General features: G+C 67.3%; 25 protein-coding genes. 7 read left to right on the plus strand and 18 right to left on the minus strand.

The window, feature by feature from the left end; all coding sequences use genetic code 11:
* Positions 1 to 67 precede the first annotated feature (67 nt).
* Together ABIB25_RS00550 and ABIB25_RS00555 are read right to left on the minus strand one after the other, a co-directional pair.
* Positions 68 to 1,354 (minus strand): FtsX-like permease family protein, encoded by a 1,287-nt coding sequence (locus ABIB25_RS00550; RefSeq protein ID WP_354526451.1) that lies wholly within the window; start codon positions 1,352 to 1,354, stop codon positions 68 to 70.
* Between the two features lie 62 nt (positions 1,355 to 1,416).
* Positions 1,417 to 2,079, minus strand: coding sequence for an ABC transporter ATP-binding protein (locus tag ABIB25_RS00555; protein ID WP_502919713.1), 663 nt, complete (start codon positions 2,077 to 2,079; stop codon positions 1,417 to 1,419).
* A 420-nt stretch (positions 2,080 to 2,499) separates the two neighbouring features.
* On the opposite strand from ABIB25_RS00555, the gene ABIB25_RS00560 reads away from it, so the two are divergent.
* Entirely contained in the window at positions 2,500 to 3,267 is a 768-nt protein-coding gene (locus tag ABIB25_RS00560; RefSeq protein WP_354526452.1) for a TetR/AcrR family transcriptional regulator, read from the plus strand.
* Between the two features lie 69 nt (positions 3,268 to 3,336).
* Here the strand turns inward: ABIB25_RS00560 and ABIB25_RS00565 are convergent, their stop codons facing one another.
* From ABIB25_RS00565 to ABIB25_RS00640, 16 genes are all read right to left on the minus strand, one after another.
* Positions 3,337 to 4,635: an RNA polymerase sigma factor gene (locus tag ABIB25_RS00565; protein ID WP_354526453.1), complete on the minus strand. Its 1,299-nt coding sequence runs from the start codon at positions 4,633 to 4,635 to the stop codon at positions 3,337 to 3,339.
* Between the two features lie 68 nt (positions 4,636 to 4,703).
* Positions 4,704 to 5,066, minus strand: a complete 363-nt coding sequence (locus ABIB25_RS00570) for a YciI family protein (protein WP_354526454.1) — start codon at positions 5,064 to 5,066, stop codon at positions 4,704 to 4,706.
* Positions 5,067 to 5,145: 79 nt separating this feature from the next.
* Entirely contained in the window at positions 5,146 to 5,823 is a 678-nt protein-coding gene (locus tag ABIB25_RS00575; RefSeq protein WP_354526455.1) for a DUF998 domain-containing protein, read from the minus strand.
* A 166-nt stretch (positions 5,824 to 5,989) separates the two neighbouring features.
* Entirely contained in the window at positions 5,990 to 6,829 is an 840-nt protein-coding gene (locus ABIB25_RS00580; RefSeq protein ID WP_354526456.1) for a class F sortase, read from the minus strand.
* Positions 6,830 to 6,838: 9 nt separating this feature from the next.
* Positions 6,839 to 7,450, minus strand: coding sequence for a CHRD domain-containing protein (locus tag ABIB25_RS00585; RefSeq protein ID WP_354526457.1), 612 nt, complete (start codon positions 7,448 to 7,450; stop codon positions 6,839 to 6,841).
* Between the two features lie 198 nt (positions 7,451 to 7,648).
* Positions 7,649 to 8,506 (minus strand): class III extradiol dioxygenase subunit beta, encoded by an 858-nt coding sequence (locus ABIB25_RS00590; RefSeq protein ID WP_354526458.1) that lies wholly within the window; start codon positions 8,504 to 8,506, stop codon positions 7,649 to 7,651.
* A complete protein-coding gene (locus ABIB25_RS00595) occupies positions 8,499 to 8,855 on the minus strand; it encodes a protocatechuate 3,4-dioxygenase (protein ID WP_354526965.1) in 357 nt (118 codons plus the stop codon). Before ABIB25_RS00595 ends, ABIB25_RS00590 begins: the two co-directional genes overlap by 8 nt.
* 20 nt (positions 8,856 to 8,875) lie before the next feature.
* The gene (locus tag ABIB25_RS00600) at positions 8,876 to 9,151 is read right to left on the minus strand and encodes a muconolactone Delta-isomerase family protein (protein WP_354526459.1); all 276 of its coding nucleotides are present in this window, start codon (positions 9,149 to 9,151) and stop codon (positions 8,876 to 8,878) included.
* An 8-nt stretch (positions 9,152 to 9,159) separates the two neighbouring features.
* A complete protein-coding gene (locus ABIB25_RS00605) occupies positions 9,160 to 9,897 on the minus strand; it encodes an alpha/beta fold hydrolase (RefSeq protein WP_354526460.1) in 738 nt (245 codons plus the stop codon).
* The gene (locus ABIB25_RS00610; protein ID WP_354526461.1) at positions 9,894 to 10,583 is read right to left on the minus strand and encodes a 4-carboxy-4-hydroxy-2-oxoadipate aldolase/oxaloacetate decarboxylase; all 690 of its coding nucleotides are present in this window, start codon (positions 10,581 to 10,583) and stop codon (positions 9,894 to 9,896) included. The genes ABIB25_RS00605 and ABIB25_RS00610 overlap by 4 nt, the downstream gene beginning before the upstream one ends.
* The gene (locus ABIB25_RS00615; RefSeq protein WP_354526462.1) at positions 10,580 to 11,311 is read right to left on the minus strand and encodes a PIG-L deacetylase family protein; all 732 of its coding nucleotides are present in this window, start codon (positions 11,309 to 11,311) and stop codon (positions 10,580 to 10,582) included. Before ABIB25_RS00615 ends, ABIB25_RS00610 begins: the two co-directional genes overlap by 4 nt.
* 172 nt (positions 11,312 to 11,483) lie before the next feature.
* The gene (locus tag ABIB25_RS00620) at positions 11,484 to 12,161 is read right to left on the minus strand and encodes a response regulator (protein ID WP_354526463.1); all 678 of its coding nucleotides are present in this window, start codon (positions 12,159 to 12,161) and stop codon (positions 11,484 to 11,486) included.
* Positions 12,158 to 13,747 (minus strand): PAS domain-containing sensor histidine kinase, encoded by a 1,590-nt coding sequence (locus ABIB25_RS00625; protein ID WP_354526464.1) that lies wholly within the window; start codon positions 13,745 to 13,747, stop codon positions 12,158 to 12,160. Before ABIB25_RS00625 ends, ABIB25_RS00620 begins: the two co-directional genes overlap by 4 nt.
* 206 nt (positions 13,748 to 13,953) lie before the next feature.
* Entirely contained in the window at positions 13,954 to 14,979 is a 1,026-nt protein-coding gene (locus ABIB25_RS00630; RefSeq protein WP_354526465.1) for an ABC transporter permease, read from the minus strand.
* A complete protein-coding gene (locus tag ABIB25_RS00635; protein WP_354526466.1) occupies positions 14,976 to 16,589 on the minus strand; it encodes a sugar ABC transporter ATP-binding protein in 1,614 nt (537 codons plus the stop codon). The genes ABIB25_RS00630 and ABIB25_RS00635 overlap by 4 nt, the downstream gene beginning before the upstream one ends.
* 1 nt (position 16,590) lies before the next feature.
* On the minus strand, positions 16,591 to 17,769 hold the full coding sequence (locus ABIB25_RS00640; protein ID WP_354526467.1) for a sugar ABC transporter substrate-binding protein: 1,179 nt from the start codon (positions 17,767 to 17,769) through the stop codon (positions 16,591 to 16,593).
* 256 nt (positions 17,770 to 18,025) lie between these two features.
* Between ABIB25_RS00640 and ABIB25_RS00645 the strand changes: the two genes are divergently transcribed.
* The 6 genes from ABIB25_RS00645 (at position 18,026) to ABIB25_RS00670 (ending at position 24,189) form a co-directional block, all read left to right on the plus strand.
* Positions 18,026 to 18,487, plus strand: coding sequence for a MarR family winged helix-turn-helix transcriptional regulator (locus ABIB25_RS00645; RefSeq protein WP_354526468.1), 462 nt, complete (start codon positions 18,026 to 18,028; stop codon positions 18,485 to 18,487).
* A gap of 72 nt (positions 18,488 to 18,559) precedes the next feature.
* Positions 18,560 to 19,567 (plus strand): nuclear transport factor 2 family protein, encoded by a 1,008-nt coding sequence (locus tag ABIB25_RS00650; protein ID WP_354526469.1) that lies wholly within the window; start codon positions 18,560 to 18,562, stop codon positions 19,565 to 19,567.
* Between the two features lie 173 nt (positions 19,568 to 19,740).
* Entirely contained in the window at positions 19,741 to 20,889 is a 1,149-nt protein-coding gene (locus ABIB25_RS00655; RefSeq protein WP_502919714.1) for a VOC family protein, read from the plus strand.
* Entirely contained in the window at positions 20,886 to 21,815 is a 930-nt protein-coding gene (locus tag ABIB25_RS00660; protein WP_354526471.1) for a fumarylacetoacetate hydrolase family protein, read from the plus strand. The genes ABIB25_RS00655 and ABIB25_RS00660 overlap by 4 nt, the downstream gene beginning before the upstream one ends.
* Positions 21,812 to 23,374 (plus strand): bifunctional 3-(3-hydroxy-phenyl)propionate/3-hydroxycinnamic acid hydroxylase, encoded by a 1,563-nt coding sequence (locus tag ABIB25_RS00665; RefSeq protein ID WP_354526473.1) that lies wholly within the window; start codon positions 21,812 to 21,814, stop codon positions 23,372 to 23,374. The genes ABIB25_RS00660 and ABIB25_RS00665 overlap by 4 nt, the downstream gene beginning before the upstream one ends.
* The gene (locus ABIB25_RS00670; protein WP_354526474.1) at positions 23,371 to 24,189 is read left to right on the plus strand and encodes an SDR family oxidoreductase; all 819 of its coding nucleotides are present in this window, start codon (positions 23,371 to 23,373) and stop codon (positions 24,187 to 24,189) included. The genes ABIB25_RS00665 and ABIB25_RS00670 overlap by 4 nt, the downstream gene beginning before the upstream one ends.
* The last annotated feature ends 2 nt before the right edge of the window (positions 24,190 to 24,191 follow it).

The following is a 24,191-nucleotide window of genomic DNA, read 5'->3' on the forward strand; positions in this document are numbered from 1 at the left end:
TGCACTCATGCAGATACCACGCTCCTTGCGCGGGGTCCGCTCTCGATGGTGCGGCAGCAGATCGTGATCACGTCGTCGACCTTCGAACCTGCACCGCCGGGGACCTGCGCATCAGGCTGGCAGCGGTCGGAACGGTGGCGAGCAGTGCGATCGCAAGGGTTCCGGCAATGATGGCCGGAAAAATCCAGAGTGGTCCGTGCGCGATGGGGGACCCGTTGCGCACCATGCTGAATGGGATGGTCGTGGCCAGCGCGGCGGCGGCGCCGAGCACGGTCGCGATGAAGGTGGCCAGCGCGGCTTCCAGGGTGGTCAGCGCCAGAACCTGTTTTCTACTGGCACCGGTCAGCCGTAACAAGTCGAATTCCCGGTGGCGATGCCGGGTCGCCGAGACCAGCGAACTGGTGACCGAAATGCCGACGAAGAAAATGATGATGACAACGACGAGGTAGTTGATCGGCGCCAGAGCCGCACCCTGGCCGTCCCGCGGGAATGTCGTCGATGGGGACGTGCTCTCGGTGCTCTGCATGTAGAGCGTCCCGGTCGTGACACCGACCAGCATGACCAGAGGGCCCACGACCGCCGCCTGTTTTGCTGCCCTGACCCGCAGGTGACGACCGGCCAGCCGCCCGATCGGACCGGCCAAGGCACCCGTCACGCGGCCGACGATGCTGATGGCGATCGGGCTCAGCAGGGCGAGACCGACCGCGGCGGCGACGCCGGCCGGTCCTGCCGTACTGGACAGCAGCGGCCCGTTGGTCATGAACAGGGTGGAGATGCTCAAGCTCGATCCGATGATCACCAGGACGCTGCCGGTGATCGCTCGGGAACGGACGAGAGTGCTGGTGGAAGCCGGGACATCAGCAGCCAGGGCGAGCGCCAGGACTGGTGGGACCGCCGATATCCGTCGGCCGGCCAGATAGGCACCGGTGGCCGCGGCCGTCACCGAGAGGCCGCCCCCGATGCCGAACGCGAGCCACCCGGCGTGCAGCGTGATCGGCCCGCGCACCATGCCGGCGGCAGTCAACCGGTGCAGCAGCAACGCCCCGAGAGCCCTGCCCGGAAACAGTCCGAGCAGGACGACCGGGACCGAGACGACCAGGGTCTCGACGACGATCGTGACCTGCACCTGTCGCGGGGTCGAACCGATTGCCCTCAGCAACGCGATCTCACGCTGCCGATTGGCCACGGCCAGGGAAACGGTCGAGACGATGCCATAGGCCACGATCACCACACTCCAGCCGCCCAGGATCAACGGCAGCAGGACAAGCACAGATCGATCCTGGGTGTCGGTCGACAGGCCGGTCTGGAACAAGGTGGCAAACCCGGCCAGCAGGCCGGTCCCGACGAGGGTCACCAGGGTCGCCGTCAACTGCGACGTGACGCGCGTGCGAGCCGACCGGAGCGCGAAGCGCCACATCAGGAACCGGCCGGCAAGCCGCCGAGACGGGCCATCGCGGCAGCGACTGCGGCCGCCGTGGGCGCTTCCATCGTGTCGGCCACCTCTCCGTTGGCCAGGAACACGACTCTCTGGGCGTAGGAGGCTGCCACCGGGTCGTGGGTCACCATGACGACGGTGCGCCCCCACTCGCGGACCGTTCGCTGGATCAGCCGCAGAACCTCCCGGGCGGCGGTCCCGTCGAGTGCGCCGGTCGGTTCGTCAGCGAAGATCACCGCGGGTTCGGTCAGTACGGCACGGGCGATCGCCGCGCGCTGCTGCTGACCGCCGGACAGCTGGCCAGGCAGATGATCCATCCGATCGGACAGGCCGAGCACGCCGAGCAGCCTTCGCACAGCGGCGGCATCGATCGATCGGCCCGCCAGTTCCAGCGGCAGGGTCACGTTCTGGCGGACGGTGAGGGTCGGCAGCAAGTTGAACGACTGGAAGATGAAGCCGATGCGGCAGCGGCGCAGCCGGGTCAAGGCGGCCTCGTCCAAGGTCGCCAGATCACAATCCTGCAGGTAGACCGTGCCGGAGGTAGGTCGGTCGAGGCCGGAGGCACAGTGCAGCAGCGTGCTCTTGCCCGAACCGGACGGCCCCATCACCGCCGTGAAACTGCCGGTGGCAAAGCCCAACGTCACACCGTTCAGGGCGCGGACCGTGCTTTCCCCTTTCGCACCATAGGTTTTCGAGACGTCAGACAGCCGGATAGCTGGTCGCTCTCCCGGGAGGATCGGATCGGCGGGGAAACCTGAAACGGCTGGGTATGGTGCACGCGTCATCATGGGTACAGCATACGCACACAAGTGCTCATGAACGACTTACAGCTAAACATACTCGTTGGTAGTTGTTTTGCGGCGTCTTGCAGCCAGCGCGGGCGGTAGGATGCGCGTTCACTGGTATATTTCGTGACGACACGGTCGGCGTCACGAAAAGGAGCCTTGATGAAGTCAACGGAATCAGGCTGCGAGGTGTGTGGCCGCCCGCGGACTGTCGCCCAACGTGGGCGACCCGCCCGGTACTGCTCGCCGGCCTGCCGGGCTAGGGCCTACCGACTTCGTGTGGCCGACGCGTCGTCGATTCCCCACCGGGGCCCGGGTGCACCGATCCCACCGAAAGAGGTGGTGCTGCCGTCAGGTCTCAGTCTGGACAGGATCATCGCGGCGGCGGTGGCAGTCGCCGACCGTGACGGCGTGGAGGCGCTGTCCATGCGCCGAACCGCCGACCAACTCGACGCGGGGGTGATGTCGCTGTACCGGCACGTGCGGTCCAAAGAGGAACTGGTCGATCTCGTCGTCGATGCCGTGTTCGGCGGCCATCAACTTCCCGAGCCGGGACCCCATGGCTGGCGGGCCCGGCTGGAACTGTCGGCACGCACGGAGTGGGCGATCTATCGCGCTCGACCGTGGATGGTGCCCTTGGTCGCGGCGACCACGCGGCCGCCGATCGCCGTGCACCTGATGGCGTACACGGACTGGCGGATGCGGGCCGTGGACGGACTCGGCCTTGACTTCGCCATGATGGTCCAGATAGCGGTGGGGGTGAGCACCTGGGTCCAGGGCGCCGCCCTGGCATTGGCCCAGGAGGATCGAAATGCCAGGGTGTCCGGTGCCGAGCAGCAGGGAGCAACTTCCCGAGCGGACGCCATCACGGCTGCCTTTGATTCCGGCCGTCTGCCGATGGTCTCGCAATTCGGTGCCGACGCCTTCCGGGTGTCGAGACCGCAGGCTGTCTTCGAGTTCGGGCTCCAACGGTTGTTGGACGGCGTGGCTGTTCTGCTGGGCGGGTCGGCTGTCACCGCCATCCCCGAATCATCGTCCTCGATCTGATGGCCGGAAATCTCAGTCTCGAACGTAGAAGACGACGGCTCGTGGCTGCGCCGTTTGCTACCGAGCTTGCTACTCGACACCTCGTAGAGACTGCGCCCGCCGTTGCAGGAAGTTTTTCTCACGGCCGTTGCGGGCCAGTGCGGCTGCGTACTCGAATTCTGCACGTGCCTCGGCCGTACGCCCCAGTTTGGCCAGCAAGTCACCCCTGACGCTGGGCAGCTGGTGGCTCCCGCGAAGTCCAGGCAGATCGGCGAGGTCTTCCACGAGCCGCAGCCCGACCTGTGGGCCGTGGGCCATCCCGTGCGCTACCGCGCGGTTCAGCAGCACCGCGGCCGAGGTGCTCAGGTCGGCGAGCGCATCGTAGAGCCGGGTGATCGTGTCCCAATCGGTTTCTTCGATCGACGCAGCGCTGGTGTGGCAGGCGGCGATGGCGGCCTGCAGTGTGTAGTAACCACCGGCTCCCGCCGTCATGGCGAGCTGTAGGGCGGCGGATCCGCGTCGGATGGCCAGCTGGTCCCAGCGCGCTCGGTCCTGATCGGCCAGGAGCACCGGGTCGCCTGCTGCGTCGGTGCGGGCAACCGAACGCGAGGACTGCAGGTACATCAGTGCGAGGAGGCCGGCGGTCTCGGGTTCGTCGTCGAAAAGCTGGGCCAGCAGCCGGCCGAGTCGGATCGCCTCCTCGCACAGCGCGGGTCGAAGCAGGGTCTCACCGGCGCTGGCGGAGTAACCCTCGGTGAAGATCAGGTAGATGACGTGCAGGACGGCGGGCACCCGCTCACGGCGTTCGTTCTCCTGCGGAACATCGAAAGGCTGGCCGCCCCAGGGAGAATGTTGGGAGGCGGGCAGGTCCACCGGGAGTTGCCTGGCCACCTCGGCCAGGGTCGTCTTCGCCCGGGTGATCCGCCGGACAACGGTGGCCTCGGGCACCATGAAGGAACGGGCGATCTCGGCCGAGGTCAGGCCGGCGACCAGTCGCAGTGTCAACGCCACCTGCGACTCCGTTGTCAGTGCGGGGTGGCAGGTCATCATCATCAGCCGCAGGACGTCATCCTGGATCGGGTCGATCTGCATGTCCTGCACCTGGCCCTCCTGGAGGCGAAGTTGTTGGCCGACGGCATCTTCGGCTCGGTGATGCCGTTCGGTATGACGCAGTTCGTCGATGGCCCGGCGCCGGGCGACGGTCATCAGCCACGCGGCCGGGTTCTGCGGAACACCCGTCTCGGGCCACTGCTCGAGCGCTGCCACCATGGCGTCGTTGGCCGAGTCCTGCGCGAGGTCCAGGTCGCCGGTGATGCGCAGCAGCGCTCCGATCAGCCGCGGCGCCTGTTCGCGCCAGGCGGTGACCACTGCGTCTTGGCTGGCGCTCATCCACTGATCAGATCAGCCTGCCGTGGCCCGGGCAAGCCACCGCGGTGACCGCCCGGGCCCAAGGGACGTCAGGCGCCGGGTGCCTGCATGATCTGACGGACCTCGCTGCTGCCTTCCCAACCGGGCCAGTTCAGCAGATGCAGCTCGATGAACGAGCGCGCCATCGCCACCGCTTCTTCGCGGGAGTCGACCTCGAAGATGGCGTAGCCGCCGACCAACTCGGTGAACTCGGTGAACGGTCCGTCGGTGACGATGATCTCGCCGCCGACGGCCTTGACCTGCACGCCGACGGCGCTCGGGAGCAGACCGCCGGTGGTGACCAGTTTCCCTGTCGCTGCGACGTCCTGCAGATAGGTGGCCATCGCGGCGAAGAACGCCGGCGGCGGCATCCCGATGTCCTCGCGAGCCTTCAACATCGTCATGAACTGCATGTCGTCTCCTTCTGGTGGGTTTGGCTGGCCTCTGGTTGGTGCTGATCGTGCAGGAGCGGTGATGGAGCCGGGGTGTTACTCAACGAGGCGTCCGGATCAGATGCACGCAGACCGCGGCGACGAGCCCGAGCTCGATGGCGCACACGATCAGGATGCGCACGCCGAAGCTGCCGAACACCGGTGCGGCATCGATGACCACGGCCGCCAGGATCGCAGTGAGGCAGCCGACCGCTCTGCGGCGGTCACCCTGAGCGGCGAACCGTCGGGCCAGGACCGCGGCGGCCACCAGCCACCCGATCGTCGCGAGGGCGAAACCGGCCATGTGCAGCTGACCGTGCCAACTGAACTGGCCTGGGCCGTCCGGCGTCCCCATCGGGAAGGCATAGCCCGGGTCTGCGAGGAACACTCCGGAGACGATCAGGCCGAGGCCGAACCCGGTAAGGCCGAGAGGGGCCCAGGTCCGGCCGGGTCCGGTCGGCATGGCCCGGCGCATCCCGAGGGCACCGGCGACCAGCAGCGCGCCGGTGACCAGGAAGTTCGCGATCTGGATGAACCCCATGGACCCCAGGCTCAGCATGCTCAGGGCGTGTTTGTCGAGGTCGAAACCCTGACGGGTGAAGGTCTGCACCACCCCGACGATCAGCAGTACCGGCGCGGCCAGACCGCCGGCGGCCAGTAGCCGGTGCGTCAGGCGGTCACCGGCCCAGGACGCGCGGGTTGTCGTTGCGGGAGTGACTCTGGTGGCGATGGTGTTCACGGTGGGCTCCAAGTCGATGACGGCACCCCAACGGTGCCTTTCATCTACTGCGTCGCCCGAGCACATCCGATCCGGACACCGGCCCGTGAAAACTTTCGTTCGTTTTCTTGACCTGCGGTCAGCGGACCTGATGGCAGGCGACGTGACCCGACTTGTCGAGGAGCCGCTATCTTTGCGGGACGGGTACTGCGGTGATGAGCAGGTTGGATTGGTAGCTGCGGGTGGAGTAGTCGAAATCACCGATGCACGTCACCAGGAGCAGGTCCGAGGCATTGGTGGTGCGTTGCAGCAGCCGGGGGTCCAGTTGCGTCTTCTGGATTTCCTGTCGGTTGGTCACCTTGAAATGCAGGGTCCGTCCATCCGCCTGGGCGAGGGTCATGGTGTCTCCGGTGTGCAGGAGGTCAAGGGCAGCGAACGCCCCCAGTCCCGCTGCCGCGGAATCGATGTGCCCGGTGATCACCGCCCGGCCCGGCATACCCGGCCGTGGCCCGGATACCCACCAGCCTGCCGTGGAAATATCTGCCGGCGGTTCCAGCACGCCTTCGGCCGTCACGCCGATCGGGACGACGCGGATCGGATTGCGCGAACCCGCCAGTTGAATGGACGTCGGAACGGACAGGGGCGCACCCGCGTTGGGCGGCGGCGGCTGATTCTTCTGCCGGGAGCCGGCGGTCGACGACCGCGTCCCTGCTGCCTCGACAGATGTGGGGCGCTGACTGGGTGGAAGTGTGGACGTCGACGGCGAATTGTCGACCGGATCGGGCGCGGTGGTGGCCGGGCTGTGCGTCGACAGCGGGGCTGTCAAGGTACGGACGAAATACTTCTGCTCGATTGCTGCGGTGTGGGTCCGGGCGGAGAAACCGGAAATGAGCGTGATGCTTGCAGCGACGACTATCAGGATTCCCGCGAGCAGCAGGGTGATCAACCACGCCATGGCTGGGCGCAGCCGGCGGCGGCGCCGGGTGGAATCCCGACGCCGCCCACCAGATTCATTCGTTGATGCCATCTTCGGGCGTCAGATGCTCCGCTTGCGGACGGTGTACACCCCGGCCGCAGCCAGGAGCACCATGACCGACCCGAGAAGCAGCGCAACCATGGGGCCGCCGAGCCCGGACTGCGCTGCAGCGAACTGTCCACCGTTTCCGGCGTCGACCGCGGTCGGTGCTGTGCCGGACCCGGTCATCAGTTGGCCACGGGCAGCACCGGAAGGGTGGGACTTGGTGTGCACGTTGACGTAGTAGCCGGCCGGGTCGGCAACGATCGCGGCAGCCAGGACTTTGTCCACCTTGACGGTTGCGGTTCCGTGAGCGTTGATCACGGCAGCATCGAACATGACCACGACCGGACCGCTGACCCCTTCCGCGCCCTTGTGGATGTGACCGGCCACCACCGGTCCGCTTCCCTGGAAGGAAACGGTATAGGTGATCGTCCCGGCCTGCGGGTCGACGTCGACCGTGGCGGCGACAGTGTCGCCGGCCGAGCCTGCCGGAACCTCTGACGACCCGTTACCGGAAGCAGTCAGACCGGTGGTTGCGGCTGAAGCAGTCGACACCACGCTGACGAGCATGAGACTGCAGACACCGGCGATGGCGAGCACACGCGCTGCGGTGACGCGAAAACGATTCATCTTGACTCTTTCCCGTTGGGTACCGGCGCGGGCCGCCGGCACTGGATCACCACCCCTTGATACACCTATCTGTGAGTTGACCCAGAAATTCATGGACGACCCCGAGCCTGCAGAGGCCGCCGACCGATGTGGCCGCCGCGGGCAACGCCGCAGCGACGTACACCAGGTGGCCGACGAAGCTCGTTGGTGAGCTCGGTTTCAGATCGTCGACCGCACCCGGTTGTCGTACAGGGCGAGTGCCGCAGCCGTATTCGACGCCGGTACGTGGTAGGTGGAATGCACCAGTTCGATCTGCGGGTTCATCGCCCCGCGCATCACCAACCACATGATCAGTTCGATGCCCTCGGAACCGGCCTGGGTGATGTAGTCCTCCCGGCTCAGGGCGGCCAGGGAGGCCGGGTCGTTCTCGATGGCGTCGAGGAACATGTGGTCGAATGTCGGATTGATGAAGCCGGCACGGGCGCCCGCGAGTTGGTGCGACATCCCACCGGTGCCGAAGACGGCAATCTTCACCGCGGGGTCGAACGATGTGATGGCCCGCCCGATCGCCTGGCCGAGGGCGTAGCACCGCGCGGCGGTGGGCTGCGGGTACTGGATGACGTTGACGAGCAGCGGAACCACGGCGCACGGCCAGGTCTCGCCCGGGTCGGGACAGTAGATCGACAGCGGCACGGTGAGCCCGTGATCGACATCGAGTTGCTGGAACACCGTCAGATCGAAGCCCTCATCCATCAGCTGTTGCACCAGATGCAGCGAAAGCTGGGGCGATCCAACCACTTCGGGCACCGGACGCTTCCCGAAACCCTCGTCAGCCACCTGGTACCGATCGGCCGTGCCGATGGCGAAGGTCGGCACGATGTCGAGGTCGACCCCGTTCGCATGGTCGTTGTAGACGATCAGGGCGATGTCGGGTCGGTGCTCGGCCATCCACTCCTGTGCGGGCTGGTAGCCGTCGAAAAGGGGTTTCCAGTATGGGTCCTGGGTCTTCCCCCGGTCCATGGCCGAGCCGATGGAGGGAACGTGCGACGTCGCCAGCCCCCAGATCACTTCAGCCATCGATCCGCCCTCCCGAGCGCAGTTCAGCGACGAATTCCTCTTCGGTCATGCCGGTGAACACCCCTCCGAGGTACTGCATCGACCGACCGTCTAGCATGGCCAGCTTGTAGACGTAGAAGATGCTCCCGCCGAGGTCGAGCATGGCCTGCCAATCCCGTGCGGCGACCGCCTTCCGTTGGTCATCGGTGAGGCCGAACTCCACGCAGTACTCCTGCTCGCCGGCGAGGAACCGTTCGCGGTCGGCGGCGGTGCGGAGGCTCATGAACATCTTGTTCATCGGGTACCCGCGTCGGCTTGTCTCGCCGTCGAACACGTAGGTGTCGGTGCGTTCCGGCGCCGTACCGTCCATCGAACCTGCGGACACGTCGCCTACCGTTCCTGGGGGTGCTGGGCGAGTGCCTCGACGGTGACGTCGAGCCACGGTGCCATCGGCAGCGACATCAACGCGTCATGCAGCTCGGCGGGATCGGTCGCCTCGTACAGGCCGACGGTCGCATTGCGGCCGGGAACGCGCCACAGGCGCTTCAGGGTTCCCGCTGCCCTCAGTTCCATGGCGCGGGCCCGTTCCGCCGCCCGCAGCTCCTCCCGCTGTTGAGTGGTTGTCTCGGTGGGCAGACGGTTCTCGGACCGGACGAGGAATTCCACGTCGTCTCCTACTCTCTCGATCGTGCGATGGGTTGCAGGACATCGGTGGCCAGTCCGATCAGCACTTCGGCAAGAGCACCCGGATCGGTCACCATCGCCTCGTGGCCGGTCGGCAACTCGTGCACCGGCCAACCCTGCTCCCGTGCTCGATCGGCCTGGCCACGGAAGGCTCGCATCCAGGAGACGCATTCGACGAAAGCGGCCGGGATGTGGCGTCCGGCACCGGTGAGATGCAGTGTGTCGGTGTAGGTCTTCCAGGGATGCGGAGTCAGACGCGGTGTCAGCCAGTCGATGTCGCTCTGCTCCGTGACGCCCAGGACGGACAGCCTCCGCACCGGTACCAACCAGCCGAAACCATCCTCGGCCGCGGAAGTCGCCCAGTGGTGTGCGACGGTCTCCGGCAACAGGTCGCGGGCCGACTCGCCGTCCGACCCGACGAAAGCGTCGAGATACACGCGCCGGTCGATGATGTCGGGGCGCCGGTCGGCGACCGCGCTGACGATCTGGCCGGCATAGCTGTGGCCGACCAGCACGACGTGCTCCAGTTGCAGCACGTCGATCAACCGGATCACGTCTTCCACGTGGGTATCCAGGCCGACAGCAGGAGAGAGTAGATGGGCCCGCTCGGACAGTCCCGTGAGGGTGGGTGAGTGGACGTCGTGACCAGCGGCGCGCAGTAGCGGGGAGACCCGATCCCAGCACCAGCCCCCGTGCCACGCGCCGTGCACCAGGACGAAGACGCTCACCCGGGTCCATCCACGTACGCCACCCCGAGGCGCTCGAGCGTCGGGCGCATGTCGTAGAGGTCCAGACCCAATACGCCCGAACGGAACTGCTCGATCTTGCCTGCCTCCGAGGTCTCGCGGGCCAGGGCCTTCTCCGCCACCTCGGGGGCCAGCTCCAGAGGGACGCAGAGCACGCCGTCGTCATCGGCCACCACGACGTCGCCCGGGCGGAGCGAGGCGCCCGCGATCACCACCGGCACGTTGACCGAACCCGGACTCGCCTTGACGGTGCCCTGCGCCGAGACGGCGCGCGACCACACCGGAAAGCGCATGGCGCTCAACGCAGCGACGTCCCGCACGCCGGCGTCGATGATCAGTCCGCAAACCCCGCGGGTGGCCAGTTGCACGGCGAACAGCTCGCCGAACATGCCGTCCGTCGACAGCGACGTGGTGGTGACCACGAGGACGTCACCCGGCCCGCACTGCTCGATGCTGGCATGGATCATCAGGTTGTCCCCGGGGTGGCTCAGCACAGTCACGGCGCGCCCGGCGATGCGCGCTCCCCGATAGATGGGGCGCAGCACCGGCTGGGTGAGACCGCGCCGTCCCATTGCCTCGTGCGCCGTGGCGACGCCGGCGCGCGCGAGGATCTCGACTGCGTCGGGGTCGGGGCGTCGGTCGGACCGCACTATCACATGGCCGCTCATCGGAGATCGCTGCCCACCGTCGGAAACGTGCGCTGGTAGGCCTCGGCGTGGGTGACCCTCGACGGTGCGCCGTTGCGTACCGCCTGCACGCCGCGGCGGCTGCCGAGATCGGTGTAGTAGCGCAGCAGGTGGTCCTGCGCGGTCATGCAGGCCATCGCCTTCGCCTTGATGTCGAACACCTCGGTGATGTCCAGGAGCAGGTCTGGGTTGAAGCCGCACACCTCCGGCTGGTGCGGCTCGAACTGGAGGACCTGCGAGGCCCCCAGGGGCTTGGTGCTCCGGTCGTGGCCGTGTGCCTGGGCGACCATGCGGGTGAGGAGGGTGGTCTCGTGGGCCAGGTTGTGATCGCGGTTGTAGGGGTCGTCGGCGACGTGGGTCAGCAGGACATCTGGTTGCCGCGTGCGCAGCACCTGGACCATGAAGTCGACCGCGGCGGCATCGACCCGCAGCGGATAGTCGCCGAGGTCGAGGAACTCGATGCTTGCCCCGAGAACCGCTGCGGCGGCCGTTGCCTCAGCGCGGCGGGCTTCCTTCACCCGCTCGAGGGTCATATCCGGCCGCGACCACAAACCCTGGGACTCGCCCCTCTCGCCGAAGCTCAGGCAGAGCACGTGAACCGCAGAGGCGCGTTGGGTGGACAGTGCGATCGCACCACCGGCGCGCCAGACGAAGTCGCCGGAGTGCGCACTGATCACCAGGATGGATGCTGTCTCGGCGTCGTTGGTCATGCCTGATCGGTCCCTTCGCAGCGTGGCGACGACCCGACGGCCGCGTCCTTCTCCACGCTAGGAAAACCTCGTGAGGCAGACAACGGACCGACGTCAGCTCTTGATCGACCACTGCGACCCGCGGCGGCTACGTCATCCGTCGCGATCGGCCGTCGCGATCAGGCCGTCTGGATCAGGACGGTGGCGGTGTGATCAGACCCTCCCGGATGGCGAGCAGCGCGGCCTGGGTGCGGGAGGACAGCTGGAGCTTGCCGAGCACGTTGCTCACGTGGGTACGTGCGGTGCGGTCGCTGATCACCAGGCGGGCCGCGATGTCGTTGTTGGACAACCCTTGTGCGACCAGAACGAGGATTTCCCGCTCGCGCGTCGTGAGGCCGGACAGGCCGAGTTTGGGTGCGGACATCCGGCGGGCCAGTTGCCGGGCGACGGTCGAGTCCAGGTGCACCCGGCCGGCCGCAGCGTCCCGGATGGCGGTGCCGACGTCGTGTGGGTCTGCATCCTTGAGGAGGTACCCGGCGGCTCCGGCGGCCAGCGCGGCGTGCACCCGCTCGACTTCACCGAAGCTCGTCAGGACGACGACACGGATGTCCGGGTGGGCCTGTGCGATTGCTTCGGTGGCTTCGACGCCGCCCATGCCCGGCATCTGGAGGTCCATCAGAATGACGTGCGGGACAGGCTGTCCGGTTGTTCGCCACTGTTCCAAGAGCGCCAGGATCTGTTCCCCGTCGTTGGCCTCGCCGATGACCTCCACGGATGGCACGGTGTCCAGGTAGGCGCGGACGCCGCGCCGGACGAACGCATGGTCGTCGACCACGGCTACCCGGATGACCTCGGGCGGGCTCTCGGTCATCGCTCACCTCGAAGGTGTCCCGAGCGCTCCCGGTGGTCGGCGTCGGCGACCGACCTGCCGACCCTGGGCAGCACGACCCGCACGGACCAGCCGCCGTCGGGACGCGGCCCGACAACAAGCCGTCCGCCCCATCTCTCGGTGCGTTCGCGCATGGACATCAGCCCGAGTGTGGTCGCCGGCGCAGAGGCAGTCGTCCCGAGATCCGGGTGTGGGGAACACCCGTCGTCGGAGACCTCGACGACAAAGCCGTCACCGTCGGTGATGTCGATGCTCACGTGGTTGGCCCTGGCATGTTTGACGACGTTCTGCAGTGCCTCCTGGACGATGCGGTACAGGTCCTCCTGGAGGTCGACGGGAAGATCGGATTCGACGTCGCAGGGGGCTCGTACGTCGACGATCAGCCCGGTTCTGGCCCGGAGGCTGGCGGCATGCGCCCGCACCGCATCGAACAGGTCCCGCTCGGTGAGGTCAAGGGGACGCAACTCGAACATGAGCCGTCGGACGTCGGCCAGCGCATTCTGGGCCAGTTCGGCGAGCTCCTCGGCCGCACCGCAGACCGACGCCGTATCGAGGTTCTGGCTCGCTGCCGCGGAGCGCAGGGCCGTGGTCTGCAGGCGCATCGAGAAAAGTTGCTGCACCACGGAATCGTGAAGATCCCTCGACAGCCGCCGTCGCTCGTCGAGCCGCACCTGGGATCGCGTCTGGGCCAGGAGTTGTGCGGTGTCGATGGCGACCGCCGCGTATTCGGCCATCGCGCGCAGGAAGTCGAGGGATTGCGGGCCGGGATCCTCACCGGGCACGTAGTACGCGTTGATGACCCCCAGTGCCCGACCCCGGACTATCAGGGGCATGGCAACGAAGCCGTCCCAGTTCGGCTGATCCATGATGGCGTGCAAGGGCGCCCAGTCCGGGTCGGCCATGACCGTTGCCTTCCGGTGGGGAATCACAACCGCCTCGACCCGCTCGATGGCTTCCAGGAAACGAATGTCCGCACCCAGTCTGCGGCAGGCACTCAGCCGTTCGGTGAAGCCGGCAGCATCTCCGAAGCCGGCCATGCCCAGGATCCTTACCTCGTCCGTCGGGTCGTCCATGGCCAGATGGATCTGCACGGCGGCGATGTTCGCGGTCATGTAGATCTCGTGCGCAACGGCATCCAACGTCGCGTGCAACGAGCCGGCGTCGGCCACGCTCGAGGACACCCGCACGATGGCGGTGAGACGTTCCTGCTGCCGTAGTGCATCGGTCACGTCCCGAAACCACACCACCTGGCCGGACGATCCGGGAATCTGCTCGAGCCGGTACTCGAGGTCACGCCGACGCCGGTCCTGCGTGGTCCAGGCCGTCGTGTGCAAACCACCGACGGCATCCTCGGACAGCGGGTCGATCGCGAACGGCGCCGTTCGTCCGACCAGATCGGCGTCCGGAAGCCCCAGGATGGCGGCGGCGTTGGCGTTCAACCCGACGAAACGACCGTCGGTGTCGAGCACGGCCAGACCATCGGCGGACACATCCACGAGTGCGCGCAACACCACGTCGGCGGTGGTGGCCGGCGGCCAGGCCGGAGCGGTGGTGACGTCGGTGTGCACGATTTTCCACCCTACGTGCGACTCCTGCCTCACGCGGACCGCGCCACCGAAGCAGGATGATTCGGCCGCTGGAACTACGTCAGATGCCTTACGTCGGGGCTCCGGAACCGCTCACGTACAAGTAGTTCTCGTCGATCCACGCCAGCGATCGCGCCACTCGAACGTCGAACGGGGGGGACCGTCAGCATCGAGCCGGCCCGATCGATCTACCGGGTCGAGGGGCGGCGGACGAGCCGGGACAGCGTGACGGCAACCACGAGAGCCGCGCCGTAGAAGAGTTGCTGGGCGAAATCCTGGGCCCCGAGGAGTTGTAACCCGGCCACACCGGTGGCCAGGAACAGGACTGCGATCCCGGTGCCGAGCGCGTTGAACCGCCCGGGCTGGATCGATGTCGCACCGAGGAACACCGCGGCGTAGGCGGGCAGCAGGAAGGTGTCGACCGAGGACGGGCCGGCAGAGCCGGTGGTTCCGACGTAGAGGACACCGGCCAGAGCGGCGATGGTGCCGGCCAGGACGAACGCACCCATCCGCACCCGGGTGACCTTGATTCCGCTCAGAACCGCGACATCCCGCGACTGCCCGACGAACAGCACACGCATCCCGACCGGGGTGAAGCGTGCGACGTACCAGATGATCAGCATGATCAGCACGCAGTAGTAGAACTGCACCGGGACCTTCCCGACCTGCCGCAGGAAGGTCCAGTTCGCCAGGTCTCCGGACACACCGACGATGGTCGTCGAGTTCGCCAGCCAGAACACCAGGCCGGTGAAGAACGTGCCCGTGCCGAGCGTGACGATGAACGGCTCGGTCTTGAACATCACCACGAACAGTGCGTTGACTCCACCACAGGCGGCGCCGACCACGACCGCGATGAGGCACGCCACCCCGACCGGCACGCCGTGCTGCACGTTGAGCACCGCGATCACCACGGCGGCCAGCGCACCCGTTGCGCCGAGCGACAGATCGATGTCGCCCGCCATCGACGGGACGAGCGCGGCGAGGGCCAGCATGAACAGGATCGACTGGGAGCCCAGGATGCTCGTGACGTTGCCGCTGGTGAGGAACCGGTCAGGAGAAAGAATGGAGAAGACCACGACCAGCAGGAGCCAGGCCAGCGGGAGTGCCGAGCGTTCGGCCCACTGTCCGATCGACCGGCCGCCCGCCGGGGAGGTGCGTGGCGACTGTCGCTGTGGCGTCGGCGTTTTCGGGTCGGTGATGGGGGCGGACGTCACTGGTGCACCTTTTCTGTGGTCGAGAGGGACGTTTCGGTGGTCGCTCGCGCGGCGGCGTAGACGGCGGTCGAGATGGCCTCGGGACTCATGTCGGCACCTTCGACCTGGCCGGCCTGACGGCCGTCGCTGACCACGACCACCCGATGGCACACGGTGGCCAGTTCGTCGAAGTCGCTCGATACCCAGATGACGGACATGCCCGTCGTCGTCGCCCGTTCGATGACCCGATAGATCTCGGCGCGCGCAGCGACGTCGACGCCCTGCGTCGGCTCGTGCAGCACGAGCAGACGCGGCTCGATCTCCAACCACTTGGCCAGCACCACCTTCTGCGCGTTGCCGCCGCTCAGGGTGCCGATCGGAAGCGAGGTCCGGCGTGGGCGCACGTCGAGGCGTTCGGCGCGTTCGTCGGCGGCGGCCCGCAGCTCACCGAGGCGCAGCCGACCAGCCCTGGAGAACCGTTGCGCCACCAGGAGCATCATGTTCTCCGCGACCGACACGGCCGGGGCGATCGCGTCACGTCGCCGGTCGGCCGGGATGAGGGCCATCCCCATCTGGACCGCCACCGCCGGGCTGTGACGGGAGAGGTCGACCGCAGCGCCGTGCAGCGCCAGCGTTCCGCCGGCCGGTCTGGCACCGAACAGCAGGTATGGCACGTCCTCGACGCCGGAGCCCATCAGGCCCGCCAGGCCGACGACCTCCCCAGGGGCCACCGTCAGGTCCAGATCGTGTATCCGACCACCGTTCAGTCCAGTGACGGCGACCGCGGCAGGGGCGCCGGAGTCGAACTGCCGCAGTCGCTGGGCCGCACCCACGGGTCCACCGGCCGCAGCGGCGGCTGCAGCCGAACCGACGATGAGTTCGACGATCTCGTCGTCACTGACGTCGCTCATCGCCGCCGTGGCCGCCACCCTGCCGTCTCGCAGGATGGTCACGCGGTCCGCGATCTCCCGTACGGCTGCGAGATCGTGGGAGATGAAGACGACGCTCGAGCCGGAGGCCACCACCCGCCGGATCAGATCGAACAGGAACTCGACCTCGTGCTCCGGCAGGAACACCGTCGGTTCATCCAGGACGAGAACCGATGACGCGGCACCGGTCCGGGCGCGGTACTGCTCGAGTTGGTCGGCCGCGCGGGCGATCGCCACCAGGGCCTGGTCGACCGGTGGCAGGTCGTCCACCACCAACCGGGGGTCGATGTTCACCCCGTAGGAGCCGAGCATCTCTGCTGCTGAACGGATCTCGCGCCGCCAGTTGATCTGCCGACGGGATGGGCCGCCGGTCGTCAGCGAGCTTCCGAGCAGGTTCTCCACCACCGTCAGCGGTTTTGCGAGACCGAGGTCCTGGTGGACGAAGCTGAGACCCAGACCGCTGGATGCCCCGAGGGCCATCGGCAGCGTGACCTCCCGGCCGTCCACCGCGAGCAGGCCTCCTGGTTCCGGGACGTTGACGCCGGCGAGAACCTTGACCAGGGTCGACTTCCCGCATCCATTCTCGCCGAGGAGCGCGAGCACCTCACCCTGTTCGACCGTCAGATCGACGTCGGACAGAGCACGCGTGGCCCCGAAAACCTTCGAGATGTGCCGCAGCTCCAGCGCCGTTGTGCTGGACATGTCAGCCGGCGGGGGCGTTCTGCCACAGGCTGCGGTAGCCCTTGACGTAGCTGTCACCGAAGCCCTTGCCTGCCGCCGAGAATTCCGCGACGTTGGCCGGCGTGAAGAGGCGGTACGGGGCGAAGGCCTTCGGCGCCGCGATGGCGGGTTGCCCGGACATCACCCGGAACAGCTGGTCGGCCCCGCTGTAGGCCATCCACGAGGCATCCGGACCCATGTCGGTCCCGATCAGATTCGACGGGTCGGCCATCAGCGGGACGACGTCGGGCGTCATGCCGAAGCCGTACATCATCGCGCCGTGGGCGGAAGCCTTCAGTGCGGGCAGCACGAACGGCGTCTGGGCGTCGTACACGGTGAACACCGCCTTGACGTTCGGGTTCCGCACCAGCGCCGACTGCACCGCGCTGGTCAACTTCGTCGACCAGTCCGGGATCGAGACGTTGATGGAGTCGACCTTGCAGGTGGCGCAATACTTCTTGAACTCCTGCGTCACGGTGTTGCCCATCCCGATGGACGGCGGGTTCTCGTTCGAGGTGATCACCAGTGAGTCGATGGCACCACCGTTCGCGCGGGTCAGTGCCGAGGCGACGCCCATCCGCATCGCCTGGTCGAACTGACCGTCGGTCTGTCCGGCGATCAGCGTCGAGGCCGGCTCGGACACGTCGGCGAGGTGGAGGTCGACGACCTTGATTCCGGCGGCCTTGGCCGCTGCCATCTGGGGAGCCAGGGCCGCTGGATCGATGCCGCAGACCAGCGCGATGCCGTCGTAGTGCTGGCTGATCGCAAGATTCATGCCCTGCACCCACGCCTGCGGGCCGCCGTTGTTCTGGAAGTAGGTGCTGCCCGTCATGCCGACGCTCTTCGCGATGTCGACGATCTGACGGGAGTTCGTGTCGCAGGTCTTCACCTGGCTGCTGACGGGCATGGAGAGGATCTTCTTCCCGGCGAGGCCGGCGACGGAGAAGGCGGGCCCCTGAGCGGTGAAGGTCGGTTGCTCGGCGGCGTCGGCGAGTGCCTGCTTCAACGTGGTGAGGTCGGCGGCCGACACGGCTGAGCCGGCGGGTGACGTACTTCCGGCGCCGGCCGAAGTGGTCGTCCCGGGGGAGGAACCGGCTGTGCTGCTGGTCGAGCTGCAACCTGCGATCACGGCGGCGGCCAGCACCGCGGCGGTGGAAAGCATGCCCGCGCGAACCCATGTGGAGCGATCTCTGCGTTGAGACATCAATTGTCCTGTTCGTCGTCCTCGGTGACGGCGCGACCACGGCGGGGGGCCAGTGTCGATCCGGGTGTCCAGCTGACGGTAGGGGAGTGAAAGTGTCTAGGGCACGGTGCATTCGACGGCTGTGCGCCGAGGGGAAACGGTGGCCGCGAACGCGACATTCGTCGTATGTCATCGACTGGCGGTTGAGTGTTCAACCCGCGCCTAGCATTGAAGGATGGACGAGGGGCTGACGCAGGACCAGGCTGCGACGTGGTTGGCGTACCGGCGGATGCACATCCGGCTGATGACCGGGCTGGACCGTCAGTTGGCCCACGATTCGCGGATGCCGCAGGGCTACTACGCCGTGCTGGCCCAGCTTGCCGGGCAGCCGGACCGGCGGCTCCTGCTGTCCGAACTTGCCCGGCGGTGCAACTTTTCGCAGAGCCGGCTCTCACATGCGGTGGCGCGCATGGAGGAGTCGGGTTGGGTCGTGCGCGAGGACGCGGGCACGGCCCGACCCAGCACGTACGCGCGTCTGACCGACACGGGCGCGGGTGTGCAGGCCACCGCCGCCATCGGGCACGACCGGGCGGTGCGGGAACTCGTCTTCGGTGGGCTGACCACCGCTCAGGCAGATCAGCTCCGCATTCTGGCCGAGATCATCAGCGAGCACATCGCGGAGCATCAGCGGGGTTGAGTGTTCAACCTCGGCTTGGTAGGTTGGCGAGGAGTTGAACGTTCAACTCTTCGTCTACGAAAGGGTCCCTCGATGACCGCCCTCCCGTTCGTCTCCCGTCGCCGCCTGCTCAGGCTGGCCGCCGTCGGCGTCGTCGCAGTCCCGGCCTTGTCGATCGCGACGGATGCGTCGGCCGCCTCCGCCGGGCCGAGTGGTCCCGACGACCAGACGATCCCGAATGCCGAGGCCCGCGATACCCACGCCCGCAACACCGAAGCCCGCAACACCGCCGTGGTGAGGCGTGCCTTCGCGGAGTTCTACGGCGGCGGGCGCACCGAGCGCTTCGCTGAGTTCTTCGATCATGGCTACATCGAGCACGACCCCGCGATCGCAGCCGGACGCTCGGGGCTCCTCGCATGGGTCAGGCAGACCCAGGCCCAGCGACCCCGCTCGATCACGTCGATCAAACGCATCATCGCGCAGGGGTCGATGGTCGCCGTGCACAGCCACCGCTCGACCACTCCGGCGGACGAGATGACCGGGACGGCGGTGATCGAGCTGTTCAGCCTCCGTGCCGGCAGGATCGTCGAGCACTGGACCTACACCCAGGCGGTGCCGGCCACGACGCGGAGCGGCAACTCGATGTTCAGCAACGTCTACGCCTACCCGGGAACGCCGCCGGTGGTGACCCGGACGCGGGCCGATGCCAACCGGCAACTCATCCTGAAGGCCTGGGCCGCGGTGTTCAGTGCCCGCGACCTCACCGTGCTCGACCGCTACTGGGCGCCGGGCAACGGCTATCTGCAGCACAACCCGAACGTGCCCAACGGAGTCGGTGGCCTCAAGGGTTTCCTGGGCACGCTCCCGCCGTCGGTATCGCAGAATCGTTTCTCGGTCGCCGCCGGGGATCTGGTGCTGACGGTCAACCAGAGCGTGGCGACCTCCGGCGATCTCGACAGTGATCTGGTCGGGAGCGCGGTGGCAGACGTCTACCGGATCGTCGACGGTCGAGCGGTCGAGCACTGGGACGTCGTCTCGCCGGTGCCGACGACCAGTGCCAACGATCACTCCGTGTTCAGCAGGCTCCATCCCGAGCTCTGAGCCAAGGGCTTCCCGGGTTCGGGCCCTTCCGGGTGTCGCCCTCGTTCCCGGTACTCGTCGAGATCGCCGTACCGACCCGTTGTCCCCGGAGTTGATGCTTCCATCAGATCTGATTCCCAATGACAATTTCCGTGGCCGGGCTGATGATGGCGTCAGAAACGACGAGAGGATCAATGATGACCACTCCTACGGCCGAGGCCGATTCGAGGAACATCCATCGCGATCTGCACAGCGAGCAGGGGTCGGTGCGGGGCGAACGGCCGGACCGCGCCCGAAATCCGGTGATCAAGGCCGAGGACCTCGCCTGGTTGGAGTTCCAGAAGCCGGACCTCGACCGGGCCGAGAAATTTGCGCACGACTTCGGTTTCACGACGGTCACGCGCACTCCCGATTCGGTGTCGCTGCGCGGAGCGCTTGCGGGCAGTCAGTGCCTGGTGATCCGCCGCGGTCGGGATTCGCGCTTCGTCGCCCCGGTATTCCGCGCGGCCGATCGCGCGGATCTCGACCGGCTCGCGCGGGCAACCGACTCGATACCCAGACCCCTGGACGGTCCGGGCGGCGGTGCGGTCCTCGATCTGCACGACCCATCCGGGTCCTTGCTCCGGGTCGTCGCTGGAATCGACGAACTCTCGGCCCAACCGCTCGTCGCACCGTTGACCGTCAATGTCGGCGGCTCGGCCCTCCGGACGAACGCGGTGCAGCGACCACCCGTCGCGCCGGCCCAGGTGCAGCGCCTGGGTCACGTGGTGTTGGAAACGACTTCCTTCCAGCGTTCGCTGGACTGGTACCAGCACCATCTCGGACTGATCGTCAGCGACTTCCTGTTCTTCCCCGGGCAGCGCGGGCGCGGACCCACGATGGCTTTCATCCGGTGTGACCGCGGCGGGATGCCGGCCGATCACCACACCCTTGCCATGCACCTCGGACCCAGCTGCCGGTACATCCACTCCGCCTACCAGGTCGCCGATCTCGACGCCGTCGCAGCCGGCGGCCGACACCTCGCGGAGCAGGGCTACCGCCACGCCTGGGGCATCGGACGACACATCCAGGGCAGCCAGATCTTCGACTACTGGCGCGATCCCGACAAATTCATGGTCGAGCACTTCACCGACGGCGACCTGTTCGACTCCTCCGTCGAGGCCGGCTGGGCACCGATGACCGCCAGCGGGCTGTCGCAATGGGGTCCGCCCGTCACCCGAGATTTCCTGGACGCCACCCCCTCCCCACGACTGGTCCGCGAACTCGTCCGCGCACTGCGGGACGGCAACAACGAATTCGACGTCCGCAGACTCGTCGGCCTGCTGAAAGTAGCCACCTCATGAGCATCAGCATCCTACGGACCGCCAACGCCTGGTGGGTCGAGACTGCCGACGGCGCAACTCGTATCGATACGACTGCCACCACGACCGGCGAACTGCTCGCCGACCGGCCGACGATCGCGACGACCGTGGGTGAGGTCACGGCGGTGCGCGATCTCGAGCTGCTGTCACCGATCACCGCGCCGTGCCGGGTCGTCGCACAGATGGTGAACTACCGCTCCCACGCACTGGACTCCCACCTCGATCCCGACCGGGTACCGACCACCTTCTTCCGCAAGACGTCCGGCTCGATCAGCGGCCCGTTCGACGACATCCGCACCCCGAAGCACGTTCGCCTGCTCGACTACGAGGTGGAGATCGGTCTGGTGTTCGGAGCCGAGGTACCGGTGGGCACCGTCATCACGGCCGCCGATCTCGCCCACTACGTCGCCGGCATCGTCATCACCAATGACGTCAGCGCGCGGGACCTGCAACTGCCCAAAACCCAGTTCTACGAGTCGAAGTCGTACCCGACCTTCACTCCCATCGGTCCGCGGCTGGTGCTGCTGGACGCAGCCGAGCTCGCCCGTTTCGGCGACCTGCGGTTGCAGACCTGGGTCAACGGCGACATCCGGCAGGACAACACGGTGGCCGACATGATCGTCAGGCCGGTACAGGCTCTCGAGGTGCTCACCGGGTTCCAGCGGCTCTCACCCGGGGACGTGTTGCTGACCGGCACCCCGGGCGGGACTGCGCTCAGCGCACCGCCGAAGCCGATCGAGTTGATCGGCAACCTGCTGCCGCCGCATGTGAAGTGGAAGACCTTCTTCAAGCGCCAGGCCGGCAATCGAAAGTATTTGCGCGACGGCGACGTCGTGGAACTCTCGGTGGCAACCCCTGACGGGGCAATCGATCTCGGCCGCCAGCGGACGACGGTCCGCGGCGCATGACTGCCGAGAACAGCCATCGGTCGATCGAGGAACGTGCCGCGGTCGTGATCGTCGGTGCCGGACCGGTCGGCGTCGTAGCCGCAACTCTGCTGGCCCAGCGTGGCATCGACAGCCTGGTGCTGGAGCAGTACTCCGCCGCGTATTCGTTGCCTCGTGCCGTTCATCTGGACGACGAGGTCTACTGCATCCTGCGGGAGATCGGGCTGGATGCCCGGTTCGACGCCATCAGTCGGCCGATGCCGGGTATGCGGCTGGTGGATGCCCGGCACCGCACGATGGCCGAGTTCCGTCGGGAGGGGGTCAACGGATCACTCGGATGCCCGCAGGCCAGCATGTTCGATCAACCCGATCTCGAAAAACTGTTGCTGGAGAACCTTTCCGCCCACCCGGGTGTAGTCCTCCGACGGGGGGCCAGGGTGACTGCCATCGAGCAGCGAAACGCCGGCGCGCTGATTCGTTATGCCGACACGTCCGGCCTGCACACCGTTCTCGCCGATGCCGTGCTGGGCTGCGACGGTGCGAACAGTGTGGTCCGCCAGTTCATCGGCGCGTCGATGAGCGATCTACGGTTCTGCGAGCGGTGGCTCGTCATCGACGTGCGGACCTCGGCACCGCTGCTGGTGTGGGGAGGGGTGCACCAGATCTGCGACCCGCACCGTCCGGCGACCTTCATGCACGTCACCGGCACGCGATACCGGTGGGAGTTCCGACTCGACGACGACGAGAACGCCGCCGACCTGACCACCCCCGACATGCTGGCGCAGCTGCTCGAGCCGTGGTTCGGTCCTGTTCTGCCCGCCGACGTCGAGATCGTCCGCCGCGCCACGTACACGTTCCGGGCGCAGGTTGCCGACCGCTGGCGTAGCGGCCGGGTCTTCCTGCTCGGCGATGCCGCCCATCAGACGCCGCCGTTCATCGGGCAGGGTCTGGGCGCCGGGCTTCGTGACGCACACAACCTTGCCTGGAAATTGGCCGGCGTGGTGCGCGGCGAACTCGCCGAGAAGGTCCTCGACACCTACGAACCCGAACGCCTTCCGCACGCCACCCGGACGGTGCGGGCGGCGGTCGCCATCGGATGGGCACTGACCGGGGGACAGGGCCGGGCCGCTGTGGTGCGAAAAGGCGTACTGGCCTTGATGTGCCGGATTCCCGGACTGTCGCGGGCCGTCCTCAACAGCGCCTCGCCGGCGCTGGGCCGTAGTGCTCTGGTCACAGGTACGCCGGTGACCGGACGGCTCGGCCAACGCCGACCAGGCCGTGTTTTCCCCGGCGTGCTGTCCGTCGCTACGGTTCCACGCGGGTTCACCATCGTGTCGAACTGCCTGCCGACGCCGGCACAGAGGCACGTCATGCTCGGCCTCGGTGTTCATCATCTGATCGAGAAAAACCGGGGTGCAGCGGTTCTGGTGAGGCCGGACGGCGCGGTAGCCAGCGTCGGGCACGGGCGCTCTGCGGTGACACGGCTGCTCGAGCTCGTGGCAGCGTTCTCGACCGGTGCCGGCGGTGAGGGCTCGAAAGAATCCGGGCAGCTCAGCCGTCGCGAGGAGGCACACCGTTGAACACGACCTACACCGCCCGCACCGTCCTGGTCACCGGTGCCTCGTCGGGGATCGGCCGAGCCACCGCCGAGGCCTTCGTCGCCCGCGGATATACCGTCGTCGGAACCAGTCGCGATCCGGCCGCCATTGCGGAAGAGAACCGTGTCGACGGCGTCGAGTACATTCCGCTCGACCTGCGTGTGCCGGCCTCGATCGAGGCCCTGCCGTCGCTGGTCGGCGAGATCGACATCCTGATCAACAATGCGGGAGAGAGCCAGTGCGGTCCCCTCGAGGATCTTCCGACCGCGACCGTCGAGGATCTGTTCCAGCTCAACGTGTTCGGACCGTTACGGCTGACCCAGCTCGTCCTCCCCGGCATGCGCGTCCGGCGCTACGGCCGGGTGGTGATGATCGGGTCGATGCTGGCCAGCTTCCCACTGGCGTACCGCTCCTGCTACGTAGCGACAAAAGCCGCGATCAAGGGCTTCTCGGAGGCCGCGCGTTTCGAGACGTCACCCTTCGGCGTCTGGCTCACCACCGTGGAACCCGGCTCCATCAACACCGGGATCTCCGAGCGGCGCACCACCTCCATCGCCGATGGCTCGCCCTACGCGGCTGATTTCACGACCGTGCTCTCGGCGCTGGATCGACGTAGCCACGGTGGTATCCCACCCCGTCAGGTGGCCGAGACCATCGTCGTCGCGGTCGAGTCCGAGCATCCCAAGCCGCTGTACGCGGTCGGCAGCCGGGCCCCGATGATGTTCACCTTGCGCCGGCTGACTCCGCGGACGCTGGTCGAGAAGCTGGTGGCCCGCGGGCACGACCTCTCTCGTTGACC

The organism is Nakamurella sp. UYEF19 (genome assembly GCF_040546275.1).
Taxonomy (GTDB): domain Bacteria; phylum Actinomycetota; class Actinomycetes; order Mycobacteriales; family Nakamurellaceae; genus Nakamurella.